This window comes from Paenibacillus sp. FSL H7-0756 (assembly GCF_038006765.1).
In the GTDB taxonomy this organism is placed as follows: Bacteria; Bacillota; Bacilli; order Paenibacillales; family Paenibacillaceae; genus Paenibacillus_AQ.
In genome coordinates, this window is the sequence record NZ_JBBOVT010000002.1 from 782,779 (window position 1) to 795,130 (window position 12,352).

The window sequence follows — 12,352 nt, forward strand, 5'->3', positions numbered from 1 at the left end:
AATGTGGAGCGGCTTATTTGAAATCAAACACTCTGGCATTATTCTTGCGGTTCCTGTATTTCACAAAATGATTGATATCATCGATCTGAAAATACAGATTCTTCTTGTAAAGATAGCTCATCTCTTTGCCCGGCGGATCACCGAAGGAATGACCCGGGAATACCTGTGCGCTTGGCGGAATCAGCCGGATCAGCCGGTGGATGCTGTAGAACATATCCTCTGCCGAACCGCCGTCGCTGTCGCATAAGCCGCAGCCTTCGATAAATACCGTATCGCCGGAGAACAGATGGTCTTCGCCCCAGTAACAGACGCTGCCCGGGGTGTGCCCGGGGGTCACTAGACAGGTGATTGCTGAATCTCCAATGTGAATCCGGTCCATGTCTTCAACGGTTCTGAGCCGGTTGCAGCGGTATTTATAGTAGTCCGCCTCTGTTTTGGAGATATAGACGGTGGGACGGTAGAGCCTTTCGAGCTTCTTTACCATATTGGTGTGGTCAAAATGAGAGTGGGTCAGCAGCACAGCCTCAAGCGAGGCGTCATGTGACTCCAAAATACGGATCATCTGCGATACATCCCAGGACGGATCAACCACAAAAGCTTTGCGGGAGGTCTTGTCAATACCGAGATAAGCGTAGTTAAAAAAAGTCATGCACTGCGTTTTAAGCGTAAACAGATCATAGGTCGCTTCCATGCCCGCCTCCTTGAAGATTTGCTGTGTCATATTTTCCAGAATTTTCACTACTAATCTACTAAATTATCATCTACTCGTTCTCTGACTGTCAATGAATGTTTATGCTGTATAATGTTAATTTTTGTTTCAATTTATAGTATATTTACCGTCTGTGTCCCGCGATGAGAATACAGTCCGCCATAAAGCGCCGTTCATCGTCTCCCGGCAGGAGATGAATGTCCCTGTAGCCCGCATCTGCGAATGCCTGCTCCCAGGCATACGGGTCTATGATCGGAGAGCTATCGCGCAGCTTCCGGTCCTCGAACAGCCACCAGCCTTCGGCAAGCCCCCAGACCATATCCACCCAGCGCCGCCGCTGGCAGGCCTCGATCAGCATCAGCAGACCACCCGGTACAAGCACCTGCCGGAGGTGCTCCAGTGTCACGCCTATATCTCTTGTTGCATGGACTACATTCAGCCCAACCACAGCATCAAAGCTGTGCAGTGCAAGGCCCTGATCTGCCGGATTGCTGCTGATATCGAAGGTGCTGAAATGCAGCGCGTGGAAGTCGGGATTATCCTTCGCTTTGGTAATGAAATATTCCCCTATATCCGTGAAGCAGTAATTCACATTCGGCAGTGCGGCCAGATCGAGCAGCTGACGGGTCAACAAGCCGGTCCCGCCGCCAATCTCGAGGATATGAACCGGCTTGCCGCTGCGGGCTTTAGAGATTAAGGAAGCAAGAATATCATGTGTTACCCTGGCATAGACCCGCTCCCTTCCATGCTCTGCCGTATCCCGGTTGCTCTGCTCCAGTGCATCCGCGCTGCCTTTGGGAAAAAGTACACTGACCGGCGGGATGGCCCCGCTGAGGGCCTCCTTATAATTGGCGCAGCAATAATCCAGGAACCGGAGCATTCCCCGGAATTCGGGATAATCCTCCAGACAAGCCTCGTATAACTTCTGCGGTTCAGGAATCTCCGCTTCGGGCTTGATGAATTGCAGACGGCTGCCGAGCAGTCTGACCACCCCATCCTCTGCCAGCATGCCGATCATACAATCCAGCAGCCGGCTATACGCCGGGAGAAGCTTCAACTGCTTCACCCAGACGGTCCGGTCATGGACTGCCCCAGGCGAAGTATCGAAGCCGCATTGACTGATATACCTGTAGGCATAGCTCATGCACAATTCATTCAGGCGATCCTCCAGACCGGCATAGCCTTCAATTCCTTTTATATCCAGCTCCGACAGGTGCAGTTCCTCCTTGTCCTTCAGGAGCGCGCTGTTGTCCTGCAGACGGAAGGGAGCGGGTTCCGCCGGGAAGATGAACTCTTCCACAGCCCGGTTAAGTTCGCCATGATGCGTCATGAACAGGAAATGGGCAGCATCCGCCAGCTCCAGACTATGGGCACCAGGGATGGCAGCTGCCATTTCTGCAGATTGCCGGGTATTGATAATGGTGTCTTTCCTGCCGCAGACGATCAGTACCGGCACCCGGATACGGCCGAGCAGTCCGGCAGTAGAGTAGCTGCGGTGATTGTCGGGCAGATAATATTCCATATACTTCGTGAAAATCTGCTTGTCGATGCTCTTCCCGTATTCCATCAGTTCCAGTGAATCGAGCCCGTGGTCGACGGCTTCCAAATCCTTGCGCATGGCCGAGTCGGCGTTCATCTGCGGATTCTCATTGACGATTTCATAGATGGAGCTGACCAGAATAAGACTGGAGACCCGCTGCGGGTACATGACACTGAACGTTTGTCCGATCAGCCCTCCCCAGGATATGCCGATCACATCCGCCGCTTCCGTCACTCCCAGCCGGTCCAATACTTCGGCAATCACCTGGACCCTATGCTCCAACGAGTAATTATCAATAGCCTCACTGAGACCGCAGCCCGGATTATGAATGCTAATGACCCGGCAGCGGCTGGAGAAATAATCAAGCTGATGCAGAATCATCGGCGAGGCCATCCCCACCCCGCCGACAATCACCAGCGGCTTGCCCTTCCCCGAGATCACCGCTTCTATTTTCTGTCCGGCGGAGGTATTGACCAATACTTGTATATATTTGTGCGGCACACGATCCAGCTCGGATACAGACAGCGTTTGATAACCTGTCTTGGCCGAGGCTGCGGAAGAGCCGTCAAGCTTGCTCCAGAAGTCAAGGAAAAAGCGGTCCGCGCTGTTGACCAGCCACAGGGAATCCTGCGGGGCCCGCGGGCTCTCTTCAGGCTGGTAATTTGGAGAGCTAACTTGCTCCTTGTCCTGTACATTGGTTGTTCCGCTGAGGCCCTGAACTGCTGCTTCGGGAAAGGAAGCGAGCAAATATCCGCTTAAGCTGTTGATCGTGCTGTATTCAAAGAAACTGTCCAGCGGAAAGCTGAACCCCAGGCGTTCGGTCAAAAAGCTGTGAAAGCCCGTGAAGCTGATAGAATCGAACCCGAAGCTCTTCCAGTCGTCATCCGGGCGGATTTTGTCTGCCGGTACCTTCAGCAGCGCAGATACCCCCTCTGCCAGCAGCTTATTCAATGATCCGGCCGAACTCAGCCGCTCCGCTGGCGCAGGGGGCGAGGCTGCTCCATATAGCGGCTCCTCCTGCATCTTCTGCGGCGGCTGTACCGGCATACCGGAAGGCCGCGTGCTGCTCTCTCTAATGATTTTCAACGCTTCCTCCGGTGACATTTGCTGATTCTCTACCAGCTTCAACAGCTGCATTCTCGAATAGGTGCTCATTCCAGGAGATCCCCCACTAACAGATTTAGATTCTCGGCGCTTATTTCCCTGTTATGCAGCTTGTTCAGCCACATCAGCAGCTGGTTATCGTCCAAGACTTCGGATGCTTCTTCAGTGAAGGCGGGCAGGACAGGCGCTTCTCCTTCAGGAGCTTTCACCGGACTTGGCAGCCAATAACGTTCTTCGTCAAAAGCATATTCGGGCAGCGGTGTCTTGCGCATAGGCTGCGGGTACCAGCTGCTCCAGTCGATGGATACTCCCTGCACCCAGAGCTCCGCCAGCTTATCCAGTCTCCGGGCAAGCAGCAGCTCACTTAGGAACAGGCGGCTCTCCTCGCCGTCGAACAGCTGGCTGAGCGCCGAGCGCTGGCTGCTCTGCCCTTCGTAGATGCCGGACTGGCCTTGACGCCCGGACAGGTAGGCCTCCAGCTTCCCGTGCAGCATGCTCAGACTGTCCGCCACAATAGCCAGCCGCTCCGTCATCTCGGCGCGTCCGGTCTGAAGATTGTAGGCCAGCTGCTCCAGAGTCAGACTGTCATGCAGGCAGACCTTTTCTTCAGGGAGAACTGTATGGTACCGCAGCTCATAATAGTTGCTGATCCCCGAAGGATCGTGCTGCATCAGGAACATCACCAGACTGCCAAGTGAAGAGAAGCCGTAGACGGCATCCTTGAACTCAAGTCCGAATTTGTCCCTCAGCAGCTCCAGAAGCTGCAGTGTCTTGACCGCATCCAGCCCGTATTCCTCAAGCTCCGCTCCCGGATCAATTTCCTCCCCGTCAAGCGCCATCACTTCTCTGAATAAGGCGGTGACGTCCCGCAGCAGGCATGTCTCGATGCTGTGGATATTGTTATTCAGCGCAGGACTGGGCGCTTCAGCTGTCAACATGCGGGCAATGTAGGCCTGTAACCTGCGGCTGTTTTCCCTGAGGCTGGTCCCGCTTTTGGCAGAGAGAATAATGATGTGCGGGTTGCGGCCCTGTTCAGGGACCTCCGCCGGCGGGTTGCGGTATTCCTCCAGCACGATATGGGCATTGCTCCCGCCTACGCCGAATGCGCTGACACCTGCCCTGCGCGGAATGACGCTGTCCCGGCTGCCGGTAAGCGGCTTCCATGGAACCGTGTGCTCCGCAATGCTAAGCCCGCTGCCCTCCAGCTTGATATAGGGGTTCAGCTCCTCAAAATGGATGTTTCCCGGAATGCTCCCGTGCTTCATCGACAGCAGCACTTTGCTGACACCCGCGATGCCCGCCGCTGATTCCAGATGGCCAATCGCCGTTTTAACCGAACCGATTACACATTGCGGCAGCTCGGATTCAGGCTTGCCCCAATGCTGGTAAAGGGCTTTGAAGGCTTTCTTCAATCCTTCGACCTCAATCGGATCGCCCAGGCTGGTGCCTGTACCGTGTGTCTCGATGTAAGTAACCGTGGAAGGGTCTATCCCTGCCGCTGCATGGGCGCGGATAATTACCTCAGCCTGGGCTTTGGCATGCGGCGAAGTGATTGAATTCGACTTCCCTCCGTGATTGACCGCAGTTCCCCGGATCACCCCGTGAATATAGTCCTTATCCCTGACGGCGGCGGACAACGGCTTCAGCAGCAGCGCACCCGCACCTTCGCCCCGTACATACCCGTCGGCGTCTTTGTCGAAGGTCTTGCATTTCCCGTCCTTACTGAGCATCCCCAGACTTCCACCCGCAATGAATAGGTTCGGGCTGGCAATCAGGTTGATTCCGCCTGCTACCGCATAAGGGCAGCCTTCATTCCAGATGGACTCCACCGCACGGTGGATTGCCACCAGTGAGCTGGAGCAGGCTGTATCCACCGGCTCGCTCGGTCCGCTCCAATTGAAGAAATAGGAGATACGGTTGGTCAGCATCGTGCGGGTCAGTGTAGTGGCTATCTCCTCCTTAAGAAGCAGTTCCTGATAATCCCCGTTCGATACCCCGATGAACACCGAGGTCCGGGTACCCGACAGCGTCTCCGGCTTGTAGCCCGCATTCTCCAGCGTATGCCATACGGTCTGAAGCATATGTCTCTCCTGCGGGTCCATTTTCTCCGCCTCCACTGGTGAAATACCGAAGAATAACGGATCAAACGTATCAATGCGCTTCAGGAATGCACCGTATTTAACATCTGTTCTCCCGGCCTCCCGGCGCGGATCACCGTACCGTTCCTGCCAGCTCCAGCGGTCTTCGGGAATGGTAGTGACCATATCCTTCTGTGCCGCCAGATTGGACCAGAACTGCTCCAGGTCGTCTGCTCCGGGCATCATCCCGCTCATGCCCACGATGGCGATAGGCTCTCTGGCACCGGGCAGAACACCCGTAGTCTGTCCCGGCTGTGCGGCTGAACTCGCTGATTGCAGAGCCTGGGCTGCCCCAGTACCCGGTTCAGGGTGCATCAGTCTGAAGGCAGCCTGAGCCTTAAGGGCGGATTGCTCAGACTCTGATTGCTTCGCTTGAACCGTCAGATGACCGGTCTTAAGCTCCTCCTCCGGCGCAAAATACCGGTCTACCGCGGACCGGAACTCCCCGTAGACCGCTTCCGCAATTGCAGCTGGTGTAGACTGCTCAAAGAACAGCGTAGGTGTGATTTCCACCCCAAGCGTGCGGTTAACGGCATTCGACAGCTCGGTGAACGAGATGGAATCGAATCCGAGCTCAGCAAGGTCGGACTCCCGGTGAATCTCATTCCGGTCGCTCTTAAGGATCTCTGCCATAATCCCGATGAGTGCCTCCTCCAGTTGACGGCTCCGTCCGGTAACCGCATGCGCGGCGCTATCGCAGCCTTCCGGCTGTCTTAGCTGGCGCTTCGGCTGTCCCGCTGTCCCGGTGAATGCCTGAATAATTCTCTCCTTGTCGCCGGAGACCACCATCACCTGGGCTTCCGGTGAGGACAGGCTCTCTTCCAGGGCGAGCAGTCCTGATTGATCGGATAGCGGCAGCATCCCGAATCTCGTCCACAATAGCTCCCTTGTCCCGCTGTCCACCTGCATGCCGCCCTTGTCCCACAAGGACCAGTTCACTGCGGTATCCCTTCTGCCCCGCTTCTCATTCATAAGTGCCACATAATGATCCAAGAAGCTGTTGGCATAAGCATAGTCACTCTGTCCGATATTGCCGATCAGCGCGGTGGATGAAGAGAACGGCAGGAACAGCAGCTCCGGATTGTCGCGGGACAGCGCCCGGTATAGATGAACTGTTCCGTATACCTTGGCACTCAGCACCTCGGCTATATCCGCCATGTTCTTTTTGGCCAGCAGCGAATCCTTAATGACACCTGCGGAGTGGATGACTCCATCCAGCCGGTTATAGATTTCTTTGGTTGCTGTTACCGCCAGCTCTACGGTCTTCTCGTCTGCTAAATCCAGCGGGAGATAGGCTGCATCACCGCCAAGAACCCTCAGCCGCTCCAGCTTGGCGGGGTCGGCGCTTATGCTTCTGCCGCAGAGGATCAGCCGGGCCTGATACTTTGCCGCCAAATGCTCGGCCACCTTGTAGCCCAGCCCGCCCAGCCCGCCGACAATCATATAAGCACCGCCGGTCTTCAGCTTGCCTGTGCTGCCCGCAAGCGGCAGTGAGGGAATTAAGCGCCGGCTATATCTGGTGCCGTCTTCATACTTGACCTCATATTCAGGTCTGCTGTCTGAAAGCTCCTGCTCCAGTACATCCTTCAATCTGCTGTGATCCTTGAGCTGGATCAGGCTGCCCTGAAGCTTCGGATTCTCCAGTGCGGCTGAGCGGAAGAAGCCGGACAGTGCGCTATACTCGGCGACTGTCTGCCTATTACGGTAGATGCAGACCAGACGGACCGGATGCCGGAAGCGGATGGAGGCCAGCCATTTACACAGGTGGAACACGGGATAGATATCCTTGTCCACACGTTCCTTGACTGTCCGGCAGCCCGGACTGCCAAGCAGATAGATAATCTGCAGTCGCGTATCCTCAGCGATGCTGTAATCCTCTGCCAGTCTTGCATAGCTCTGCGGATCGGACGGATTCAGCTGAACCTGATCTGCGGTCAGCTTGCAGTAGATTGAAGCGGATTTTACCTGTATGGCATCGGCAGGAAATTCAGCGCCTGGCTGGGCCTCTTGTTCAACGGGAGCCCCCATGACCAGGAGGGTGACTCCTGAAGCGGAGGGTTCTGCCAGCGGTTCTATAGCACTCTCCACCCAGCTTGGGGTCAGATAGACCAGTTCACCTGCACTGGACTTCGGCTCCGGCAAGGAAGATGAAGCTTCTGCATGCGGGTTCACCTGGAACGGGCGGAGCGTAAGCTCCTTCATTCTTGAGACCACATTTCCGGCTTCCGTCAGGAACGCAATATCGAATTTCAGTCCCTGGCCCGGCGAGCGCTTAACATAAGCGTATGCGGGCTGACTGGAAGCATCGATAATGTCGAGCTGTCCCAGCACGAACGGCACGAACAGCACCTGCCGGTCGATCAGTCCTGTCCGGTAGGCAAAAGCCACTGCTGACTGCAAGCCTCCGTCCGTTAAAGTCGGATGCAGCTGGTAACTGTCCAGTGTCGGCCGGAGATCTTCCGGCACGGCCAGCCTGGAGATGGCCTCTGCCGGATTGAAATACAAGGCCTGTATCCCTGAGAAGCGGTGGCCCAGCTCAGCACCCAGACTACGCAGCAGCTCATAGTAGGAGCGCGCCTCTTGCTCCCCTCCGCTGCATCGGCCGGTCAGGAGACTGACATCCAGGCTCTCCGGCAGTCTGTCTGCGGAAGAAGCAAGCACCAGCTTGCCTTGGGCGTGTTCCACCCGCTGTCCGTCCTGTCCGGAATAGATCTGAAAACCGATTCCTTGGGCACCAGGCTGCAATACAGCCCTAACCTCCAGCGCTTGCTTGTCCACCAGAACCGGACTTGACCAGACTACATTGCGGATTCCGGTAACGGTCTGCCCGGGAGCGGCCAGTGCACCGGCTGCCCGGATCATCTCCAGATAGACAACGCCCGGCAGGACATGCCCATGGTCGGCCAGATAGAATTCATTACCTGCAAAGGTTTTCTCGAACACCTGCTCATACAGCGTGGACCTGTTCCGGTCAATCAGCGCATGCAGCGCATTGACGGGAACTTCAGTCTTGGCGGGAACACCGCCTGACTCCTTCAGCGGCATCCAATAACGGGTCTGTGCAAAAGGGTACCCCGGCAAGGGCATTCTTACCGGATGCCGGTTGCCGTATAGCACAGTCCAATCTATGGTGCTGCCCTCTGTCCATGCCTTGGCGAGGAAAACATGATTCCTAGCGGATAAGGCACCGGCGATTCCCGCAGGGGAATTGTCCGCTGTTTGGGCTGCTATGCGTGATTTACGGACACTGCCTGTGAAGAGCGAATCCGACGGATACCCGCCGCAATAAGCGGCCAGTGCCTCCCGCAGCTCCTCCGGTGTCGAGCCAATGACAGCCAGCCGTTCCTCCAGCTCTTCCCGTCCGGTCTGGAGGGTATAAGCCATCCTGTGTATATCCGCCGCTCCGGTAAGTGCGCTCTGAAGGAGAGCCGCATACTCGCACAGCCGTTCAGAATTCTTAGCCGACAGGAGAAATACGGCGGGTTCATGCACAGCCCGTATGGGTTGTACTGGCTGCAAATACTCTTCAATAACGGCGTGGGCGTTCGTGCCGCCGAAGCCGAAGGAGCTGACACCTGCGCAGCGCGGAAGCGGCTGTCCGTCTCTGTTCACCCCTGCCTCCCAGTTCTTCGTGTGCTCCAGTACATAGAACGGGGTGCCTTCCAGCTGAATATACGGATTGAGCTCCTTGAAATGAAGGTTTCCAGGCAGCTTGCCTCTGGAGAGAGACAGCAATACCTTAATCACCCCGGCAATCCCGGATGCAGGCTCCAGATGGCCGATATTCGATTTGAATGCGCCAAGACCAATCCGCGGTCCGGGACCCGGAAGGGTATCCCGGCGGCGGTACAGTTCAGTGAAGGCCTTCTTCAGCCCGTTGATCTCCACCGGGTCCCCCAGCTCTGTGCCCGTTCCATGCGTCTCAATGTAAGATACGGCTGACGGATCGACACCCGCCTCAGTGAAGGCCTGCACCACCAGCTCCGCCTGAGCATCCGGGCTCGGGGCAGTCAGCGAATGCCCACGCCCCCCGTGATTCACGGCAGTGCCCTTGATTACGCCGTAGATGTGATCTCCATCTGCTACGGCCTGCTCCAGCGGCTTCAGCACTATGACTCCAACACCTTCACCCTTAACGTAGCCGTCCGCACTGCGGTCGAAGGTTCTGCATTGTCCTTCCGGGGAGAATACGCCCATTACTCCTGCTCCTACATAGGTATTGGGATCAAGCATCAGGCTGACCCCGCCGGCCAGAGCAAGGCTGCTCTCTCCCTGCTGGATAGACTTCACCGCCCGGTGCAAGGCGACGAGACTGCTGGAGCAGGCGGTGTCAATGGATTCGCTCGGCCCTTTGAAATTGAACAGATAGGATACCCGGTTGCTGAGCAGAGCAGTTGCATTGCCAATGCTGGACTGGGCCTGAATCTTATCCATGTTCGCAGACAAAAGCTGCTGATAATCATTGAATTGTACGCCTGAGAAGACACCCACCGGCTGCCCGGCAAGCGCGGACATCCGGTACCCGCTGTCCTCTACAGCCTTCCAGACGGCCTGAATGAACAATCTCTGCTGCGGGTCCATCAGCTCTGCTTCACGTGGTGAGATCTGGAAGAACTTCGCATCAAATGTATCATGGCCGCTGATAAAGCCGCCCCAGCGGGAATTCGTCCGGTTCTCCGCCTGCGGGTCCGTACTGTAGTACGCCTTCCAATCCCAGCGGTCTGCCGGTATCTCCCGGATCTGGTTCCCCTGGTTCTCCAGAATCCGCCAGAGCTCCTCTGCCGTATCGGCGCCCGGCAGCTTGAAGCTCATGCCGGTCACCGCCACATCCCGCAGCGCTGCCTGTTTCGGAGCGGCGATAGTGCGGCTGGTCTTGCTGCGGCCCAGGAATTTGCGGGCCAGCGGCAGCAGCTCCGGCGGCTGTGCTTCGTCTGTGGATGCTGCTGCGAAGCGATAAGGATCAGCGTCAGCCCCCACGGGAGGCAATGCGGACGCAGCCGGGAACTTAAGCAGCGGCTCTGCCCGTTCAGGTGAAGCAGCTGGCGCAGCCGCCAGAGTCACAGCGGAATAGTGCGCCTGAAGCTCCTGGCCGAACTCCTCCAGCAGGAATGCGAGCAGCTCCTCCAGTGTAGTTTTGGCAAAGAAGACCGCCGGTGACAGTTCAATATCATACATTCCGCTTAATTCGTCGGCGAATTCCTTCAATGACAGCGAATCAAAGCCGAAATCGCCCATGTTCTCCTCCACGTTCAGCTTCCCGGGCTGTGTCTGCAAAATCTGCGCCGCCAGGTTCAGCACATCCTGCATCGCCTGTTGTTCCAATGATCCGGTGTTGATCTCCGTATGCTCCTCCAACCTCACACTTCCTCCCTTGACCTGTGCGACCTGCTCCGGCTTCAGCTTCAGCTGCATCTCCAGCCGTGCCCGTTCCCCGTATACTACTGCGGCTTGCCGGGTCTCACTTGCCAATAGTTGTTCAAAAGCGCTGATTCCCAGCTCAGCGGATAAATATCCCATCCCGGAGGTCTGCAAATAGAGCTGTTCCCCCTGCGGGTCCAGGTGCATGCCTCCCGCTTCCCACAGCGGCCAATTCACGCTTAGGCTCTTGCCCTGCCGCCTGCCCTGCTCCATCCATTGATGCCTGAGCTGCAAATACCGGTCCATGAACCGGTTCGCCACCGCGTAGTCGCATTGACCGAAATCCCCCAGCAAGGAAGACGTTGAGGAGAAGGCGGCGAAGAAATCCAGCGGCTCGTGCCGCGTGGCTTCATCGAGGGCGGCGATTCCGGCGATTTTCGGCCGGAGAACCTCTGCGAAGGCGGCGGTGTTTTTCTGAAAAACAAGCTGTCCGCTCACCTGTCCCGCCGCATGGATCACACCGTTAACCGCTCCATACCGCTGCTTCGCCTCCCGGACTGCCGCATGCACCTCCGCAGGATTTGCAATATCGCAGGCCAGGTACAGCGCTTCTCCGCCTAAGGTGCGCAATGCGTCAAGCTGATGATTTAAGGAAGCAGTAAGCGGACGCCTGCCCAGCAGAATCAGCTTCGTCTGCCGTTTCTGTGCGAGATGTGTACTCAGGATCTTGCCCAGCGCCCCGGCTCCGCCGGAGATGATATACACACCGCCTTGCTTCAGCTGAACGGGTCCGCCGCCTGCCTTCAAGTCAAGCTCGCTGAACTCCCGCTCTAATCTGCGGCCCTGCCTGTATTCCGCCTCATGTGTAAAAGCAAAACGGTCCAGCAGACTCTCCTGGCGGATAAGCTCTGCCAGATTGTACTCCCCGTCGGCAAGCCGGATGTGAGTGAAACGCAGGCGCGGATATACCCGCTGTAACGAGCTGCCGTACGCTCCCAGGGCTTCCGTAGCCGGGTCTGCTTCAGCACCGCTTCTGGCTATGGATAACCAGCGGAGGTTCAACCGCAGCTTCAGGGTATGGAAGGCTTGAATCCAGTGGAATACGGTGAGCATCGCGCCAGTATCTGGTGTAAGCGGCCCCTCTGTGGATGAGGATTTCCTCCAAAGCATCACAGCATGGGTAACGTTCAGCTTCGCTCCTTTCACATCTGTCAGCACAGCGGTATAGTCCTGCTCAGCCTCGGGATTAATCATGTAATCATGTTCTGCCTGTTTGTGGAAGGAACCGCCTGCTGCAACGCTTATCACAGTGAAATTACGGCTTAATTCTCTTGCAGCCTCACGGGCCTCTATGTCCCCTGCTGCCATGTACACCAGCAGAGCCTCTGCCCCGGAGGGGGCAGCTGAAGGCTCTGGAGCAGGGACGGATTCCGTCCACCGCTCCCGGAAATAGATCAATTCTTTGCGTTCATCCAAGTTATCCATGCCCATTGTGCTGACCAC

General features: G+C 56.6%; 3 protein-coding genes. All 3 read right to left on the reverse strand.

The genetic code is table 11. The features are described from left to right. Positions 1-13 precede the first annotated feature (13 nt). The 3 genes from NST04_RS20240 to NST04_RS20250 all read right to left on the reverse strand — a co-directional run bounded on the left by NST04_RS20240 (position 14) and on the right by NST04_RS20250 (position 12,340). Positions 14-739, reverse strand: a complete 726-nt coding sequence (locus NST04_RS20240) for an MBL fold metallo-hydrolase (protein ID WP_341185843.1) — start codon at positions 737-739, stop codon at positions 14-16. A gap of 94 nt (positions 740-833) precedes the next feature. Next, positions 834-3,404 carry an alpha/beta fold hydrolase gene (locus tag NST04_RS20245; RefSeq protein WP_341185844.1) on the reverse strand — a complete coding sequence of 857 codons (2,571 nt, stop codon included), beginning with the start codon at positions 3,402-3,404 and terminating at the stop codon, positions 834-836. Beyond that, positions 3,401-12,340 carry an SDR family NAD(P)-dependent oxidoreductase gene (locus NST04_RS20250; RefSeq protein WP_341185845.1) on the reverse strand — a complete coding sequence of 2,980 codons (8,940 nt, stop codon included), beginning with the start codon at positions 12,338-12,340 and terminating at the stop codon, positions 3,401-3,403. Before NST04_RS20250 ends, NST04_RS20245 begins: the two co-directional genes overlap by 4 nt. Positions 12,341-12,352 lie beyond the last annotated feature (12 nt).

What these genes read in the sequence shown, in the direction of transcription:
- NST04_RS20245 (WP_341185844.1), bottom strand. Translation starts at nt 3,404, where the DNA reads ATGAGCACCTATTCGAGAATGCAGCTGTTGAAGCTGGTAGAGAATCAG.
- NST04_RS20250 (WP_341185845.1), bottom strand. Translation starts at nt 12,340, where the DNA reads ATGGGCATGGATAACTTGGATGAACGCAAAGAATTGATCTATTTCCGG.